At 41.8% G+C, this 17,244-nt stretch carries 22 protein-coding genes; 1 reads left to right on the top strand and 21 read right to left on the bottom strand.

Annotated elements, in window-relative coordinates:
- The 11 genes from EHS15_RS14265 to EHS15_RS14215 form a co-directional block, all read right to left on the bottom strand.
- A complete protein-coding gene (locus EHS15_RS14265) occupies positions 1–1,101 on the bottom strand; it encodes a type II secretion system minor pseudopilin (protein ID WP_246052162.1) in 1,101 nt (366 codons plus the stop codon).
- Entirely contained in the window at positions 1,064–1,672 is a 609-nt protein-coding gene (locus tag EHS15_RS14260; RefSeq protein WP_135761229.1) for a type II secretion system protein GspJ, read from the bottom strand. The genes EHS15_RS14265 and EHS15_RS14260 overlap by 38 nt, the downstream gene beginning before the upstream one ends.
- Complete coding sequence (locus EHS15_RS14255) at positions 1,672–2,223, bottom strand: type IV pilus modification PilV family protein (protein ID WP_135761228.1); 552 nt, start codon at positions 2,221–2,223, stop codon at positions 1,672–1,674. Before EHS15_RS14255 ends, EHS15_RS14260 begins: the two co-directional genes overlap by 1 nt.
- Positions 2,171–2,797, bottom strand: a complete 627-nt coding sequence (locus EHS15_RS14250) for a prepilin-type N-terminal cleavage/methylation domain-containing protein (protein ID WP_342775526.1) — start codon at positions 2,795–2,797, stop codon at positions 2,171–2,173. The genes EHS15_RS14255 and EHS15_RS14250 overlap by 53 nt, the downstream gene beginning before the upstream one ends.
- The gene (locus tag EHS15_RS14245) at positions 2,798–3,274 is read right to left on the bottom strand and encodes a type II secretion system protein GspG (RefSeq protein ID WP_135761227.1); all 477 of its coding nucleotides are present in this window, start codon (positions 3,272–3,274) and stop codon (positions 2,798–2,800) included.
- 17 nt (positions 3,275–3,291) lie between these two features.
- Positions 3,292–4,518 carry a type II secretion system F family protein gene (locus tag EHS15_RS14240; RefSeq protein ID WP_135761226.1) on the bottom strand — a complete coding sequence of 409 codons (1,227 nt, stop codon included), beginning with the start codon at positions 4,516–4,518 and terminating at the stop codon, positions 3,292–3,294.
- Between the two features lie 4 nt (positions 4,519–4,522).
- Positions 4,523–6,199, bottom strand: a complete 1,677-nt coding sequence (gene gspE, locus EHS15_RS14235) for a type II secretion system ATPase GspE (protein ID WP_135761225.1) — start codon at positions 6,197–6,199, stop codon at positions 4,523–4,525.
- Positions 6,196–7,968 (bottom strand): type II secretion system secretin GspD, encoded by a 1,773-nt coding sequence (gene gspD, locus EHS15_RS14230; protein WP_135761224.1) that lies wholly within the window; start codon positions 7,966–7,968, stop codon positions 6,196–6,198. The genes gspE and gspD overlap by 4 nt, the downstream gene beginning before the upstream one ends.
- A 1-nt stretch (position 7,969) precedes the next feature.
- Positions 7,970–8,884 carry a general secretion pathway protein GspC gene (locus EHS15_RS14225; RefSeq protein ID WP_135761223.1) on the bottom strand — a complete coding sequence of 305 codons (915 nt, stop codon included), beginning with the start codon at positions 8,882–8,884 and terminating at the stop codon, positions 7,970–7,972.
- Positions 8,885–8,920: 36 nt separating this feature from the next.
- Positions 8,921–9,832, bottom strand: coding sequence for a peptidoglycan DD-metalloendopeptidase family protein (locus EHS15_RS14220; protein ID WP_246052160.1), 912 nt, complete (start codon positions 9,830–9,832; stop codon positions 8,921–8,923).
- 99 nt (positions 9,833–9,931) lie between these two features.
- The gene (locus tag EHS15_RS14215; RefSeq protein ID WP_281277638.1) at positions 9,932–10,312 is read right to left on the bottom strand and encodes a type II secretion system-associated lipoprotein; all 381 of its coding nucleotides are present in this window, start codon (positions 10,310–10,312) and stop codon (positions 9,932–9,934) included.
- A gap of 120 nt (positions 10,313–10,432) precedes the next feature.
- Between EHS15_RS14215 and EHS15_RS14210 the strand changes: the two genes are divergently transcribed.
- Positions 10,433–11,935, top strand: coding sequence for an ATP-binding protein (locus EHS15_RS14210; protein WP_135761220.1), 1,503 nt, complete (start codon positions 10,433–10,435; stop codon positions 11,933–11,935).
- Here EHS15_RS14210 and EHS15_RS14205 read toward each other — a convergent pair.
- The 10 genes from EHS15_RS14205 to EHS15_RS14160 form a co-directional block, all read right to left on the bottom strand.
- Positions 11,928–12,128 carry a hypothetical protein gene (locus EHS15_RS14205; protein ID WP_135761219.1) on the bottom strand — a complete coding sequence of 67 codons (201 nt, stop codon included), beginning with the start codon at positions 12,126–12,128 and terminating at the stop codon, positions 11,928–11,930. The genes EHS15_RS14210 and EHS15_RS14205 overlap by 8 nt on opposite strands.
- 105 nt (positions 12,129–12,233) lie before the next feature.
- Positions 12,234–12,578 (bottom strand): YraN family protein, encoded by a 345-nt coding sequence (locus EHS15_RS14200; RefSeq protein ID WP_246052155.1) that lies wholly within the window; start codon positions 12,576–12,578, stop codon positions 12,234–12,236.
- A gap of 3 nt (positions 12,579–12,581) precedes the next feature.
- Positions 12,582–13,769 carry a cyclic di-GMP phosphodiesterase gene (locus EHS15_RS14195; RefSeq protein WP_135761217.1) on the bottom strand — a complete coding sequence of 396 codons (1,188 nt, stop codon included), beginning with the start codon at positions 13,767–13,769 and terminating at the stop codon, positions 12,582–12,584.
- 35 nt (positions 13,770–13,804) lie between these two features.
- Positions 13,805–14,065 carry an EscU/YscU/HrcU family type III secretion system export apparatus switch protein gene (locus EHS15_RS14190; RefSeq protein ID WP_135761216.1) on the bottom strand — a complete coding sequence of 87 codons (261 nt, stop codon included), beginning with the start codon at positions 14,063–14,065 and terminating at the stop codon, positions 13,805–13,807.
- Positions 14,062–14,715 (bottom strand): hypothetical protein, encoded by a 654-nt coding sequence (locus EHS15_RS14185; RefSeq protein WP_135761215.1) that lies wholly within the window; start codon positions 14,713–14,715, stop codon positions 14,062–14,064. The genes EHS15_RS14190 and EHS15_RS14185 overlap by 4 nt, the downstream gene beginning before the upstream one ends.
- Positions 14,663–15,343 (bottom strand): ribonuclease HII, encoded by a 681-nt coding sequence (locus EHS15_RS14180; protein WP_135761214.1) that lies wholly within the window; start codon positions 15,341–15,343, stop codon positions 14,663–14,665. Before EHS15_RS14180 ends, EHS15_RS14185 begins: the two co-directional genes overlap by 53 nt.
- A gap of 47 nt (positions 15,344–15,390) precedes the next feature.
- Complete coding sequence (rplS, locus tag EHS15_RS14175) at positions 15,391–15,825, bottom strand: 50S ribosomal protein L19 (RefSeq protein ID WP_167884246.1); 435 nt, start codon at positions 15,823–15,825, stop codon at positions 15,391–15,393.
- 8 nt (positions 15,826–15,833) lie between these two features.
- Entirely contained in the window at positions 15,834–16,487 is a 654-nt protein-coding gene (gene trmD, locus EHS15_RS14170) for a tRNA (guanosine(37)-N1)-methyltransferase TrmD (RefSeq protein ID WP_135761212.1), read from the bottom strand.
- Complete coding sequence (gene rimM, locus EHS15_RS14165) at positions 16,477–17,019, bottom strand: ribosome maturation factor RimM (RefSeq protein ID WP_246052150.1); 543 nt, start codon at positions 17,017–17,019, stop codon at positions 16,477–16,479. The genes trmD and rimM overlap by 11 nt, the downstream gene beginning before the upstream one ends.
- On the bottom strand, positions 17,009–17,239 hold the full coding sequence (locus tag EHS15_RS14160) for a KH domain-containing protein (RefSeq protein WP_135761211.1): 231 nt from the start codon (positions 17,237–17,239) through the stop codon (positions 17,009–17,011). The genes rimM and EHS15_RS14160 overlap by 11 nt, the downstream gene beginning before the upstream one ends.
- Between the last annotated feature and the right edge of the window lie 5 nt (positions 17,240–17,244).

Below are 17,244 nucleotides of genomic sequence, written 5' to 3'. Positions count from 1 at the left end.
TTAATCTTCTGTATAATATAACATTTGGTTATTGGTGAGGTCAAAAATTCCAGTTACTTTACGAATCACTTTTTCTTTTATGATTCCTACTCCAGTAATTTTATAAACTTCTCCCTTGGTCTTAATCCGACCGCCGGAAACTTCCGTTCCTTCTCCGGCGAGTTCCTTATATAAAGTCAGTTCCCCCGAAGTTTTCACCTGAAATTCAGGCTCAGTCTCCAAGTCTTTCAACTCTTTAATGTACCCTCCTTTCTGCAACTTGAGTTTCAAAATTTTCATGGCCGCTTGTTTGGTCATAAAATCGGAAAGGGACATGAGTACAAAATAAGGGGCAGTATTGATATTGATCCGATCGTCATAGGAATCTCCGTGAGGGAGATACGCAGTGATATTATTGGACAATACATAGTCTTTATCGGACCGCAAGGCTCTTTCCTCATCCGTTAAAAAGTCTGCGGAATTGTTTTTGTCATAGTCCTTGGGTTTCAAGGATTCATAAACAATGGCCCGATCGAACCCTTTTACATTCAACAGCTCGGAAAGGGAATAAAAAGGTGCATTTTTGATCTTTCTAGGAGGTTTCAGACGGGAATAGTAGTACTGCTCGGCTCCTCCCCCGGTTTCCTGATGATTTTCATCGATCCAATCGATGATGGGAAAAATCATCTCTCTTTTCAAAGTGAATTGATAGAACAATCGGGACATCATTTCGATGGCTCTTTGGTTCGGTTGGTCGTCATAGATTTTGACCAAAGAGTTGATGTTGATTTTGCCGTCCTCGGGACTCATCGTATAGTAGATGACTCCTCCTCCGAGAGGAATAGGAGGAGGATCCAAAGCCAAACCGGATTGGTAAAGCACCTCTTCCGGGATTTTTTTCAACGCTCCTACAGCTCCCATAAAACCGGCTTTGGCCAACATATGCGCTTTGAATCCGTCCGCTTGCGTACGTGCGATTTGATATTCCGTAGCCGCATCCTGAAAGAATTTGCTGGCGGTAAATAAAGAAGCTGTCCCTAGGGCCATGATCAAAATGAGGATCATGAAGCCGCCTCGATTTCTTCTACTTAAATAATATGGCCGGATGCGCGAGTGATTCATATTTTAAAAACGAGTTTCCTACAAGGGATACGATTTCGATTCGAACAAGCCTAGGAATTTTTTTGGAGGTTCTGGAATTCCATTCATCCACCCATTTGTCTCCCCTTTCCGAATACTTTAATTGAAAACTTTTTACATTCTCCAAAAAGATATGTTCCACCCCTCCTTGTGTGGGAAAACTATCCACCATTTCGTCCTCTCTGCGGATGAGATAGTTCATATCTTCCATTTTGGAATCCTCCATCTTACGGAGATAAAACGAAACCTCTCTTACAGAGGCACTGTCCTCTTCTTCCGCATTCGGATTGGAGGATGAAAAAACCAAACGATCCGCTTTTCCTACGAACAAAACCCTTCTTTGGTTATCGATATAATAAGTTCTGGTGATCGACGAACGAATGTTCTCGATCGCATATAAAATGTCTCTCCGGTTGGCGCCTTTTTTGGAAGAGTTCTTTCTGGAAATTTCATGAGAAGTATAAAAAACGAGAAAGAGCATGATAAAAATGGTGCTGAGCATCATAATTACGATCGAAAGTTCGATCAGAGTGAATCCTTTTCTTCGTTTCATCAGTATTTGGTGGATCGGAACGTTTCTACTACGTAACTTGAATTTTTATTTTTATCTTCCGGAAAAGTCACTTCCACCCGGACTCGGAAAACTTTTAAAATCCCCCCGGTTTCGAATGTTTTACTTTTTCCTCTTTTTTTCATCAGGTCGTTGAGGCCGACGTCTTTATCGCCTAACATATCCTTGGGAGCCTTTTTTTTCAGTTCCTCGGCATTCGGTCCTCCTGCCAATTTCAAAAGATCCATCTCTTCCTCTTTGATTTCCGTCAAAAAACGATAACCAGGATAACCGGGAATTTCTCCTTTGGAACTGTCCGCCTGCATCATCGTAGAAGAGTCTACCTGAGCCATTTTAATCTTTGCTAAATGGACTGCATTTGCCAACTGAACCGCTTTCTTTTGGTATTTCATTCCATCGATGATCATATTATAAGTATATACCATTGCCACGGCCGCCATAGCAAGCCCGATCGCCATTTCGATTAAGGTGAAACCTTTCCTATCTAGGCGGATTCGATTGCGGCCTGGAAGAGTTTTGGTCTGTCTGCTCATCTCTATCATCTAATCCGTAGGATATTTTTTCTTGTTTCGCACTATTGTCTTCATAAATGTACTCTCCCGGATGGATTTTCACCTTACCTCCGTACCGATAGAGCTGCATTGTTTTTTTTACTTCGGACTCGCTTCCTATATAAAGAAACATATCCGTAGCCGTCCCTTGAGGAGAAAATAAGATCTTCAGATCTCCTTGGTAATAGACCTTTCCTGAAATATCCCTGGATTTTAAAATTTTAGAATAAAAGGGAAGTTTCACCTTCTTTAGGATGGGTTCTTCTACCAATCCTCCTTCTTCTCTTTTCAAAAGGAAAAATTGATATTCGGCGCTTTCATAATTGTAGCGAAACATGGCGGTTTGGTTGGTCAACTGCGCCTTGTCGGAACAAAACCGAAAGGCTTCCGCAAGTTTTGCAGAAATATCGGTAGTGGAAGGAACAAATAGGTTTCTAATGCTCCCTCCGATAAATACCATAAGGAAGGCGATCACTGAAATGACTACGATCAGCTCGATGATCGTTAAACCGGATCGAGCCGATTTTAGGGCGCGTCGCCTACCCAGGGAATTCATTTATTTGAATGCTGTAGGATAATCTTCAGAATCTAAAATATTGAAATCCTTATTTCTTCCTTCACCGCCGTCTTTTTTATCAGCACCTAACGTAATGATTTGGTAGTTGTTGTTATCGTCGTATCTCAATTGATACAAAGTTCCCCAAGGGTCTTTCAAAACCGATTTATCACGAACCAAAGGCTCGTAATCTGCGGCAACTTCATCGTCATCCGGTCTTTCTACAAGCGCTTTCAAACCTTGTTCTTCCGAAGGATATTTAGAGAACTTGTCGAAATATTCTCTCAGTTTGATTTCCAAAATCTTACTGTCGTTTTGTACTTTCAGTTTTGCTTGGCTGTCATTACCACCGCTACCGAAGTTCTTTAGACCCGCATAGAGAATTCCCATCAAAGACCCGATGATGAGAATTACAACCGTTAACTCAACAAGAGTGAGTCCTTCTCTTCTTTTTCTATTTTTTCCGATTCTTTTCATATCTTCCTCCTATAAAACTACATACTCTGAATTTGTTCTGTCAACTTGTACATCGGCAACATGATGGATGCCATAATGACGAAGATGATACCACCCATTACAAGAATCATGATCGGTTCCAGGGACTGGGTCAAAGACTTTATTGCGGTATCTACTTCGCTTTCATAAATTTCGGAAAGTTTTGTCATCATTTCAGGAACCTTGTCGGAAGATTCCCCTGCTTTGAGCATACCCAAAGTCATCTGAGATAGAATGATGGAACCTTGCAGGGAGTCGGAAAGTTTGCCCCCTTCCTTGATCTTCACGATCGCAGTTCCTATTTCTTCCTGAAACACAGTGTGTTGTACCACATCGGAAACGATCTGCAAAGACCGGATCAATGGCACTCGGTTCATCAAAAGAATGGAAAGGTTTCTAGCAAAGTTAGAAACCATGATTTTACGAAGCAGTCCGCCGATGACAGGAAGTTTCAGTAAAAAACGATCCCATGATTTTTTGCCGTTCTCGGAACGTTTCCACATAACAAAGAAAGTAAATCCGGCACCTGCGAAAAGAAGGATAAACAACCAATAGTTGGTGATCACAAAAGAAACACCGATCACGAAACGAGTGATAAAAGGAAGAGTCGCATTGAAGGAAGTGAACAATTCCTGAATCTGAGGAATCACAACTACCAATAAAAATACGGAAACCGCCAAAGATAAAAGCCCCATGATGACCGGATAAATCATGGCGACTTGCACTTTGGATTTTAGTTCCGCAGATTTTTCTTCCAGTTCCGCCAAACGATGTAAGGTGCCTTCGTAGTTACCAGTAGATTCTCCGACGGAAATCAAAGAAGGATATTGATCCGGGAAAACGGCAGGATGTTTTCTCATCGACTCGGAAAGGGAAAGACCTTCCGTAATGTCTGCCCTGATTTCGATTAAAACTTTTTTAAAGGGGATATTTTCTACCTGAGTCGTGATCGATTCCAAACATTTGTCCAGAGCGATCCCCGCACCGAGTAAGGTTCCTAATTGTTTTGCGAAGATTCCCACTTCCTTTCTGGGAATTCGATAGAGAAGCTGGGATAAAAAAGGAAACAGTTCCCTTTCTTCTTTTTCTCTGTCTTCCACGATGGAACGAACATACAATCCTTTGGCTTTGAGTTTGTTTCTAGCCGCCTGGATGTTGTTCGCATCTACTATGTTTTTTTCTTCTTTGCCCTTTCGGTTGAAGGCAACATAACTATATAAAGGCATGGTCTTACGCTACCCGAAGGACTTCTTCCGGAGTGGTCACTCCTTCGATCACTTTGATTTTACCGTAATCTCTCAAAGTGGAAAGCCCGTTTTTCAAAGCGATTTCCTTAATGCGGTTTGCATCGGCTCCCTGCAGAACCGCTTTTTTCACATCGTCATCCATAATCAAAAGTTCGTAAATTCCGGTTCTGCCCTTGTAGCCAGAGTTCATACAAGTTGGACACCCGTTGCCCTTATAAAGAAGGCCATTTTTTAGCTCTTTTCTGGAAATTCCCAGACTGGCCAATTCCTTATCCGTAGGCTTGTAGGATGTTTTACAATCCGAGCAGATTTTACGCACAAGTCTTTGTGCCATAAAACCTAAAACTGTGGATGTGATTAGGTAAGGTTCGATCCCCATATCCGCCAAACGAGTCACAGCCGAAGCAGCATCATTCGTGTGAAGAGTGGAAAAAACCAAGTGACCCGTAAGAGAGGCTTGGATGGCGATTCGGGCAGTTTCCTCATCACGGATCTCCCCTACCATCACCACATCCGGATCCTGACGAAGGATGGATCTCAAGCCGGCAGCGAAAGTAAGTCCGATCTTTTCACTCATCTGCATCTGGGAAATTCCTTCCATTTGGTATTCCACAGGATCTTCGCAAGTGATGATGTTTCTCTCTTCCGTATTGATCTCGGTTAACGCAGAATAAAGCGTAGTCGATTTTCCGGAACCAGTAGGACCGGTCACGAGTATAATTCCGTAAGGTTTATAAATCAGTTCTTTAAAAGTTTCCAGGATATGATTCGTAAATCCCATCGTATAGATGGAATATTTCTGATCCGTTTTGTTCAGTAACCTCATTACGATTCTTTCCCCGAACTGGCAAGGAATGATGGAAACGCGGATATCCACGTCTTTTCCGGCTAACCTAAGTTTGATACGACCGTCCTGAGGAAGACGGTTTTCCGCAATGTTCAAACTGGACATGATTTTGATACGAGTGGAAATTCCCGCCAAATAAGATTTAGGCGGACTAAGGACTTTCTGTAAAACACCATCCACACGATAACGCACTACAACGGATTTTTCAAAAGGTTCTATGTGGATATCGGAAGCTCTTTCGGAAACGGCCTGAGAAAGGATCACGTTCACCATCTTGATGATGGGAGCTTCGTTCGAAAGATCTAAGGCATCGGATTCGAACGCATCGGACAATTCCCCGAAGGAACCGTCCATTTCGTCCATCATTTCTTTGGCTTCCGCAGTCGTTTTATCGAACTGGGAATGGACGATCCTCATGATCTCTTGTTCCGGAGCTAATACGAATTCTATATCGTAACCTTTTAAAAAGGCGCGGATATCATCCATAGGATGCAGATCCGTAGGATCACTTGTGGCGACTTTAACCTTGTTTTTTTCCACAAGGAAAGGAACGATTTTGGAACGTTGGACTAGTTTAAGAGGAATTTTAGAATAAACTTCCTCGTTTTGATGAAACTCCAACTTCTCCATAAAACTGAGTCGATGGAGTTTAGAAAGTGCTTTGAGTATGTCTACTTCGGAAGCTAATCCTTTTTTTTGGATGATATGAGTGAGTGGTAAATTTGTCTTCTCTTGCTGTTTGGCGATATCATCCAGATCTTTTAGAGAAAGAATTCCATCCTCTAAAAGAATTTGTGCTAAACTCTTTCTCATCTCAGTCTTTTTTCTCGTTCTTCGACCATTCTTTCCTGCTCATTTTTCTTTTGAACGGTCATACGGTCGGATTTATCTCTGTCGTCCAAAATATGAGGAGTTAAAAATACCATAAGATTTGTTTTGCGAAGTTGGTTCGTAGTTCTTCTGAATAAATTTCCAACTAAAGGAATTTCCCCCAAAATAGGGATCTTCTGAACTTTCTTTTGTTTGTCATTGGAAAGCAATCCCCCGATCACTATGGTTTGTATATTGTCCACAACGATCGTAGTTTTGATGTCCCTCTTATTGAAAGTGGGGTTTCCTCCCGTTGCTTCGGAAGAAATCCCTGCAACGTTTTTGATCTCTTGGAACAAATCCAAAGTGATTCTATTGTTTTTATTGATATGAGGAGTGAACTTAAGTTTAATCCCTGTTGGGCGGTATTCGAAGTTGGATACGGTTACAGCGTTATCTCCGCCCGTTCCTGCGTTTCTGTTCTGAGTTCTAACTGGAACGTCCTGACCCACATTGATTTCAGCTTCTTGGTTGTCCAAAGTCAAAATCTGAGGAGCGGACAAAACGTTGAAGTTTTCATTCGTAGAGTTGGCGTTTAAAATACCGATGATCTGAGTTCCCCCTCTTTGCAAAAACCCAAGGGAGAAACCGGAAAGAGTGTTTACGTTGGTTGCTCTACCGTTTTTATCGATCACACCGCCCGTTGCCGCAAGACCGGTGTTAAACTGACCATAAGCCAATTGTTGGTAGCGCCAATCGATACCGAAGTCGTTTAAATCCGTGGAGCTCAACTCAACGATCAAAACCTCAAGTAACACCTGTTTTCTCGCGGAATCCAGAACTTTAATGATCTTTTTGATTTCTTCCCATTCCAAAGGAGTAGCAGTCACGATGAGTGAGTTGGATTCCTTATGAGCCACCGCTTTGATTTTTTCCTGTTTACCAGGACCGGAAGGTCTTTGCTGTGCCTGTTGCTGCACTGGAGGAGGATTCGTTTTCGGAGCTTCCCCCCCTTCCGACGGAGGGCCTTGTTGAGGAGGAGTCGGAAGATCCGGCATATCCAACTTAACCAAAACGCCTGCCAACTTTTCAGCTTCGTTATATTCTAATGTATAAATATGAATGTCGCCTGCGGAAGAAATCGATCCCGGACCTTCCACTTTCACATCCAAATTATCCACAAGTTTGAGAAGTTTATTGATGTCCGAAGTGGAACCTGAAAAAATCAAAGTGTTTTGATTTTTAGGAATGATGATGTCCGTATCTGCGGAAGTGACCCTTTTTAAAATCGGTTCTAATTCCATCGCATTGGAAAATTCCAATGGAACGATTTGAGTGATGGTTTTGCTCAAACTGATTTCGGATTCAGGGATAGGATCTTTTCCGATTCTTACGATTTGGGATTTCGCAAGTGCGTCTTTAATTTTTACTACTTTGATCAGATCGTGTTCTTCGATTAAACCGAAACCTTGGGATTCCAAAACGGATTTCATAAATCCGTAAGCATCCTCCACCTTAACTCTTTTTTGAGAGATGATGGTCACCTTTCTGCCTTTTACCGCATCATCGATGAGTATGTTCTTTTTGATGATTCCGCTCATTCCCATCAAAAAGTCTTTTAATTCAGTATCTCTCCAGTCGGCAGTGAAACTAGCTGCCTCCGAACCGGCGTTTGTCGTTTTGGATTTGAGCTTTTTCTCCTGCGAAAAAGAAGGAGTTACAAGCAAATAGAAAGCAGCAAACATTGCGAGCGCAACAATTCTTCGTTTCATTCTAGTTCCGTATAATAAATTCATATGTGATAATTTTGCCTTGTCTTTCCAAATCTACAGTAATTTTAGGTGCCTGTTTGACAGATCCCCAAATTTCCAACATTTTCTCCGTATCATTCAACGGCATGCCGTTCACTCTTCGGATCACATCCCCGCCTCTAGCTCCCAAAGCATAGAATACGTGGTCTTTTCCCACCTGATAGAGTTTGTATCCTTCGATTTTTCCATCCACCAAATGAGGACCGAACTTGGCGCCTTTGTAAATCGTATTCGGATCTTTCAATTTTCGGTTTACGTCTTCCCGGGAAAGGACTTTTTGCACCGTTTGGGAGGATGCTAGAGGTGCAGGAGCTCCCTCTTCCGTTTTCGGACGGATCCTTTCTTTTGCCTGGGCGGGTGTTTCCCCGATATTGACCCTTAGGTTGAGTCCGCCTTTTTTCAAAACGATATAATGTTGTTCAATGGAGTGGATTTTATATCCGCCTACGACTTCCCCTGTAGAGTATTCTTCCGAATCGTTCGCAGATTTTTCGCGGATGGTCACTCTGGCAAAAGTCCAATGGCCGGATAAAGTCCCAGTAATCAGCATTTGGTCGGCATCCCCATTGTCCGCAGCAATCTCCGGGTCGATTTCGATTCCATCGGCACCCTTTTTACCTGCTTGGGTGGGATCATAGACCACCCCTCTGATTAGGTTTCCGGATACTAATTCTTCATAGGTCGAAACGGCAAGAACAACTTCTTGTTTGGCTAATTTAGGTTTGGGAAGGGAAGAAAGTGCGGCTCCTGCTTCTGTGCTAAACAGAAGCAAAAGAATAAGACGGAATAGATAGGCAAGGGAAAAGGAAAATAAAATCACCGCAGGAGCAAGAGTGATAAATTTGCTATTTTGTATTCGGTTTAAAACAGAGTTCATCCGTATTGCTCCCTGAGGAACAAACCTCTGGGTAGCTTAGATTCCAGCAAATTCCGATTTAGGAAGTTTGGTCACGAACTTTTCGGTAATTCCGAGAGCTGTTTCCGGATTCATGATCTTTCCATTGCGAAAAACTTCAAAATGTAAATGAGCGCCTGTAGCAGTTCCGGTTCTACCGACTGCAGCAATCACTCTTCCCATTTTTACCACTTCACCCACTTCGATTAAAATCTGAGAACAATGAGCATAAACGGTTTTGTATCCGTTTTTATGCTGAATGATGACAGAATTCCCATAACCGCCGTTTCGCCCCGTAAAGATAACTTCTCCGTCGGAAGCAGCCAAAACAGGGGTCCCTACTTTCGCAGCTAAATCCAGACCAGAATGATAGACTCTATTGTATTTGTTAAAAGGATCTACACGGCGACCGAAGCGGGAAGTGACTCTACTTTGAGGAACAGGAAGAATAAATACTTTCTTTTTGATCACTCTGGAAGCGGATGCATTTTTAATTTGGACAGGGATGTCCAACACCTGACCCAATTTCAATTGGTTGGATGTGAGAGAGTTTTGTTTTTTGATTCGATTGACATCCAAACCGAAGGATCTAGCGATTTTGGAAAGATTGTCTTTTTTAATTACAGTATATTTTTTGATTACGATTCCGGATTCATGTACCACAGTATTACTTACCACAGGCGATACATCGATGTGTTTGGGGAGATCCAAAGAAGCAACTTCCACATCTTCGTCTTCCGCAGAATTAATTCCCGTTCCGAAAAGTTTTTGCACTTCCGTGTCCTGATTTCCAAACACACGAAACATAGTAGAAGAAGGAGTTGTCAGAGATTTATCGATTTCATCGTTGAATCTTTGGAATGGATTGGCCTGTAAGCCGGCACAAAACACCACGATAGAAACAACTAATATGTTCGAAACGTTTCTCACAGAAAAAATATCGGAAACCAAGAGAGTAAATCTTGAATTTTGCAGAAAGAAAGCGACTGCAACCCGCCACTTAAAGAATCGAAACATCCCAAACCTAACTTACTTTTTTGTTTTTTTGTCTTTCGGTTCATAGACTTGGAATTTGGATTCGACCCAAGCTTCCACATCTTCGAACTCGTACTTCTTTTTTTTCACATCTTCATTGATAATAAAGTAAGCAAGTTTGCCCATAGAACTTTCTCTGGACTCCGTTACCGGATAAAACTTTAGTTTCAAGAGAGATGGAGTGGATTCCACATACAATCTAACTTGAGTTCCTTTCTTCCACACTTCACTTGAAGAAAGACGCAAATCTTCCTTTAGAATGAATATCTTTTCATCATAATAATCATTGATCTCAATCAATTTATCTTTGTCGATCAATCGATGAGCACATTGGACTAAAATCAGTAAAAAGACTAGGGAAAATAAGCGGAACAACCTACAAATCAAAATAGACCCTGGGGAAAAGAGAACATAATTTGCTTAAAAAGAAAAGCTTATTTTTATTTTTTTGAACCAAAGCCTATTTCTTCTCACCTACATCTGCAAAGGCAGATTATGTTTCCTGAACTGGCAGAAGTGACAAGCCTTCTCTTAGAAAGAAAAGGCACCATAGACATCCAAGTAGAGGTGGGAATCCAAAAGGGACTCCCTCTCTTTCAAATTCTAGGAGGAGCCTCTCCTCAAATGAAAGAGTCCAGAGAAAGGATCAAACTCGCTTTGGAAGCTTGCGGTTTTGTTTTCCCTATGGAAACCATTGTGATCAATTTGAGGCCGGCTCATCTCCTTAAAAAGAACGCATTTTTAGACCTTCCCATCGCTCTAGGCATCCTCCAAGCCACAGGGCAATGGATATCCCCATTGCCGAAACAAACCATCATTCTAGGCTCTCTCCATCTCTCAGGAAGGCTTTCCGGAAAAAGAGAACTGCTTCCCCTTCTCTGGCTGAGAAAAACAAACCCGGACGACTTTTTCCTCCTCCCTAAAGAGCTGGAAAAAGAATCTTTGCCTCAAGCCAACTATCTCTTTTTGGATTCGCTAAGAGAAATCTTAGAACAGAATCCTGTCCTCCCCAGACAACCCACTCTACTTTCGAATCCTCCTTCCTTCTTTCCGAATGAAAAGGAAGAGAACTGGAAAGAAGCCTCCCTTACATCCGCACAGATGAAGGTCTTCCAAGGGATGTGTTATTCCATCTTAGGAAGACACCACTGCCTCACTCTGGGGAATCCGGGACAGGGAAAGACTATGCTTGCCAAATTGGCCTCTCATCTCCAACCACCTTGGACCGAAAAAGAAAGTTCTTCCTTATATTCGGAACAGCCTTGGCTTTCTTGGGAACAGTTGGGAAAAACACTTCCTCCTCGTCCCTTTCGTTCCCCTCACCATACGACTACGGATCTGGCATTGGTTGGAGGAGGTTCTCCTGTCAGGTGGGGAGAAGTGAGTTTGGCACATAAAGGAATTCTATTTTTGGACGAACTCACTGAATTCAAGGAGAAGGCATTGGAAGCCCTTAGAGAACCCATGGAAGAGAAAAAAGTAGTGATCTCCCGTGTATTGGATCGGGAAATCCTACCTGCAGATTTCGTTCTTCTGGGAGCCTGTAACCCCTGCCCTTGCGGACATTTTAAGGGAAACAAACGCTGCCGCTGCTCCCTGGAAAAAATAAGAAATTATCTAAGAAAGCTGACCGGACCTTTTTTAGACCGCATTACAATCGTTTCTTTTTTATTCGAAAACTCAGAAAAAAGAAATACGTTCGTACAAGAAAAGGAATATAGAAAAAAAATGAATCGTGCCAAGGAGTTCAGGGAAATTAGAATCGAAAAGGAAATCGAAGACTCCCGCTCCACCGACCCTGAACTTTTTCTTTCCTCTCAATATTTAAAGGATATAGGAAAAAAGTTTTCATTTCGGAAGAGGAAACAACTGGTGGAGCTTGCCCGTACAATTGCGGATTGGGAGAACTCCGAGATAACCAAGGAAGAGCATTATCTCGAAGCCTTCGATTACTTACAAAACAGTCTGTGGTTTGAGGACTTCGAATCTATTATTTAGAGATAAAGTGTGAGATTTCCATTGCGATTTTATTGATCGCATAATCCATATATGCCGGATCATCCACTTTCTTCTTATAACTTTCGAACTTTTTTTGAATCGTGGAGGCCATTCCTCTTTTCCTAAGTAAAACCGGATCCGGTCCGAATTCATCCGTTTCCGCAAGATTGCCTAATATACTGAATTGTCTCATTTAAGTTACTTCCTTGTAACAGCACACTCTCATCCTTGAGAGCGATCCCTCCTTAAGGGATATACAAACAATCGGTTCTCTCGAAAAATCCCTTGATGAAGTATTTTAGAAGAGATGAGAATAAAAACTCACTTCCCTTTTTTCGTTGATATGGGCCAACGAAAAAGAAACTGTTAGGTGAGACAATGCAGGGTATTTACAAACCAAATAACGATACACCTTCCTCATCCTGTTTCGTTTTGTCTCATTAAAACAATACAAAGGATGGAAGTGTTTTTGAGAGGACCAGGTTTTCACCTCGGTACAATACAACACTTCCTCATTAAGGCTGATTATGTCCAATTCCCCGAACCGATTTCTAAAATTGGAAAAAAGGACGGAATGCCCCAACTCTTCCAGATACTGGCAGGCGAATTTTTCTCCTGCTTTCCCCAGATCCGTTTTTTTCAAAATTCAGTAAACCTGCGAGAATGGAATCGCTTTTTGGATGTAGGTGTTCAGGTCTTTCATTAAATCTACGAATTCGAGTAGTTTCATCCTTCTTCCTTCCTCATCTTTTGTGATTCGTATGATAGGGCGTAAAGGTTTGTCTTTATTGGATTCGATCACGATTCCGATTCTGTTGTCGGAAAGGAGAACTCCGGAACCGACAGGAAACATGGAAAGTTTATTCAGAAACAATCTTACCATTTTCAAATCAAAGCGGTTCACATTTTCACTGATCATCACCTTCATTGCGTCATACGGAAGATATGCTTGCCTGTAAGGTCTCGCATTGGTCATTGCGGAAAATTGGTCCGCGATCATAAACACCTTTGTCAATTCCTCGATTTGGTTTGCCAAAATCTTTTGAGGATAACCTGTTCCGTCCATGGCTTCGTGGTGCTGCAAAGAAACGATAGCAAGTGAGTTCTTTAATTTCAATCTTTGCGTCAAAATTTGATACCCGGTGACAGGATGGCGTTTGATGGTTTTATGATCCAGTTCGGTAAGAGTTCCTTTTTTTTCGGAAACTTCTTCCGGAACCGTGATCATACCGATATCAGCGAATAAAGAAGCAAGAGCCAAATCAATCAGTTTAGGTCTGGAAAACTCCAAATAGGTTCCAAGTAGAACGGAAAAAAATGTCGCATAACAAATATGAGTATAGAGGTAATATCCCGAATGAGAATGGGAAAGAAGTAAAATGGGAAGTTGAGGGTTTCCTTTCGTATGATCTGCGATCCGTTCTGCGATTTCCCGAAACTCCCTGATCTCGGTGTATTTTCCTTCAGAGGCGGATCTATATGTTTTCTGAATGAGTTCGAAACAATCCTTAAAGATGGCAGCAAATTCTACCTTGCTTCCGTTTGCTTTTTCCAGGATGAGTTTGTAGCGAGTGGAAAATTCATCATCTTGAAAGAAAGGTAAGTTGGTATCGAAGTAACCGGACCCGGAACCGTTCCCTGTTTTGGAATCTTCGGATGAAAGAACCTTTTCCCCTTCCGTTAGGACAAAAGAAATCCCGAACTGCTTCAATCGATCCAGATCCTGCTGAGTGATCGGCTGGTCGGAACCTACGAAAACGGTGTCTTTATCCAAATAAACAGAACGAGTGAATTTGATCCCTGGCTCGAGATCTTGAACTGGAATTTTCCGCATAGATTAGCTAATTTTACTACAGACGGGGACACGATTCAATTGTTTTTCTCGGCATTCAAAGAAAGAAGATAACGAAAGATAACTGCCACCGATTCATAAAGTTCCTTAGGAATTTCAGAACCTACCGGTAGTCGTTCCAAAGAATCCACAAGCGGAGAATCCTCCACAAGAAGGATCTGATTTTCTTCTGCGATCCGGCATATCTTTGCTGCCATTCCGTCTTTTCCGGAAGCGAGGACGGCAGGAGAATTATTTTTAGAGGGATCGAATCCCAAGGCCACCGCTTTTTTTCTCATGCATAAACCCCGAGCAAAGAACTTTCTTCGCTTAACAGAGAATTTGCTAGATCCGCCAGATGAAATTCCACTTCTTTAACATTTGTAAGAAGAGGCGAGATATGAAAAAAGTTATTTTGAAGAAGTTCGTATGAGGATTCTTTTTCCGTCTGGATGTCCAAACGAAAGAATGTTTCATCCTCATAAGGAAAAGAAAAGAAAAACCAAATTTTACCTGTCCGCAAAGATTCGAAAACAATGCAGAAATACTTGGGAGTATTTTCTTCCAATCGGTAAAAACATTCCCAGCCTCTTTTTTTTCTCTCATCCTTCCAATAGGACCTGTTTTTAGTCCAAGCAACCCCTGGAAATAAAAAATTCCAAACCGGTTTCCATTCCTTCACGGTAGGATCTTCCTTTTCAGTGATGTTTCTCCATTCCGTCATTTTGGAGCTTTGGAAAATCGATTCTCGAATCAGAAGGAGGGATTCTTGTTTTGTAAGTTCCCCGGAAACAGGAACGGACAGTTTCGGAGAGGAAACAGAAGGCAAAATGGAGACTGGAGTTTTTGACTCAGCAGAAAAGGAATTTCCTTTTCCCTCAGCTAACGAAAAAAGTTTAGAGAAGTTTCCGTTTTTGAAAAGAGGAAGAAGTAAAGGAAGAGGCATCATGGGAAAATAAATCTCCTTTCTTCTCTTCTGGTCGGAGAAATTTCAAAAAACTCAACCTATGTATGCGAGAAATTCCCAATTTTTGAATCTGTTCCCTGTGGAATTCGGTTCCGTATCCTTTATGTTTAGAAAAACCGTAACCAGGATATTTATTCTCCAAAAGATCCATCCAACGATCTCTGTAAGTTTTGGCTAAAACGGAAGCGGCGGATATCGTAGGCATCAAATCATCTCCCTTGGGGAGAGAAAAATAACCTTCTATTTTTTTCTTTGTTTTGATTTTATAATTTCCGTCTACGAATAGATAAGAGGATGTATCACCTAACTGCGGTATCGCTCGATTGATTGCATAAAAGATGGCTTGGTTGATATTATTTTGATCGATAAACTTGGGAGAAACGAAAACAACTCGCCAAACACTAGCTATTTTTTTTACTTCTTCTGCGAAACTTTCCCTTTTTTCGGGGCTTAGTATCTTAGAATCCCGAATTCCAGAAAGCAATTTACCGGATACAATTTCATCCAAAGTCTCTCTGGAAAAAGAAACCATGGCGACGGATACGGGACCTGCAAGGGCACCTCTGCCTGCTTCATCGAAGGAGAATGGAGAAAAATGAGGAGGGAGAATTAGCTCCGGAAAGTATGGTCTTTTCGGAGCCTTGTCGAAAGAAAGTTCTATGCTGGAGTTGCTTCTGCAGCTTTGGCAGAAGCCGCTTTTTTAGAAGCTTCGTCCTGTCTTTTTTTATCTTTCGCAACGATCGCTTGACCGCCTTTTCTCTCTTTGATACGTCCGGACTTACCTTTTTTATCACGTAGATAATAAAGTTTAGCTCGACGAACGCTACCTTTACGAACTAGTTCGATTTTAGCGATTCTTGGGCTATGAAGTGGGAAAATTCTTTCCACTCCGATATCATAAGAGATTCTGCGAACGGTAAAAGTTTTGCTGTGCGCTTTGTTAGCGATAGAGATAACAACGCCTTCGTAAACCTGAACTCTTTCTTTACCGGACTCGATGATTTTGTAGTGAACTTTTACAGTATCACCAATTTCAAAATTGAGTTCGTTCTTCGGCTCAGTTGAAAGTACCTTTTCTAGTATTTGGTTCATGGCTTCCTCTAAGAATGATTTCTTGTTTTGCGGTTCTTTTGCCGCCATTTTCGGATTTCTTCGTGATTGCCATTCACAAGTACATCCGGAACAGTCCAACCCATAAAATCGTAGGGTTTTGTATACTGTGGATATTCTAACTCTTCTTCTTCGTTGTGAGACTCTTCTTCCAAGCTAGCTTCCTTGCCCAAAAAGCCCGGAACCAAACGAGAAATGGAATCTGCAACTACAAGAGAAGCTAAATCACCCGATGAAATAACATAGTTTCCAATGGCCACTTCCCTGTCAATTAAATGCTCCGTTACTCTATGATCCACTCCTTCATAATACCCGGAAATAAAGGTAAAAGTTTGAGAACTGGCATACATTTCCTGGGCCAATCTTTGGTTGAAAAGTTGGCCGGAAGGACTGAGGAGCACAACCTGTCCTTTGTTTTCTCCCAAAGATTCTAAAGCTCTGTAGACAGGGCCTACCTGCAAAAGCATTCCTGGTCCGCCTCCGTAAATGGTATCATCCACCTTTTGGTGTTTGTTTCCTGCGAAGTCTCTCAGATGAACCGTATGAATTTGAATGAAGCCGTTGTTCTTTGCTTTGCCAGGAATTCCGGAAGAAAAATAAGAATCGATTTTATCCGGAAACAGTGTGATGAAATTAAACAGCAAACCAATCCTCCCAAGATTTCACTTCGATTTCTCCTGTTTCCAAATTCCAATCCCCGACATAGAGATTTAAAAAAGGCACAAGGATTTCTGAAAAATCTTCCTTAGGAGAATTAGAAACAAATCGAAGGATGGGGTGAGCAGGATTATCAATAACAGACTCTACCGTATAATCTAGTTTTTCTCCCCCGAGAGAGAGAACGGCAGACAAACCCACTAGATCGGTCACATACACTTCTCCATCATCGACTTTAGGAAGAAGAGAACGGGAAAGCCAGAGACTTGCATTTCGAAAAATGACAACGGATTCAGGAGAATCGTAACCTTCGATTTTACAAAGAAGATGATTTCCATTCGGCTTGAGAGAAGTGATTTTGATTTCTTTGGTTCCTCCCCCGAGAGGCCGAACCTGACAGACTAGAGGAAGTTTGGCAGAGACAAGAGAATCTCCACCTGTATGAACTTTGATAAAACCCTTGATGCCGTGGGTGGCCCCTAAGGTACCCACTTGGATGAGGGGGTCTTTAGTCGACAATTTCTAAAGTATAATTTTTGCCTTCTTTGGTTCCGGCAGCTTGCAAAACAGTTCGTAAGGACTTAGCGATACGACCATTTTTTCCGATGACTTTTCCCAAATCTTTGCCAGCCACTCTCAGTTCAATAACTGTCTCTTCTTCTCCAGGCACCTGAGTGACAGATACCTGGTCCGGCTGATCAACTAATGAATGTACGATGTAACGAACCAGTGATTCCATAATTT

Origin of the sequence: Leptospira idonii (assembly GCF_004770995.1) — a bacterium.
Taxonomy (GTDB): domain Bacteria; phylum Spirochaetota; class Leptospiria; order Leptospirales; family Leptospiraceae; genus Leptospira_A; species Leptospira_A idonii.
This window is presented reverse-complemented; position numbering and strand designations above follow the sequence as displayed.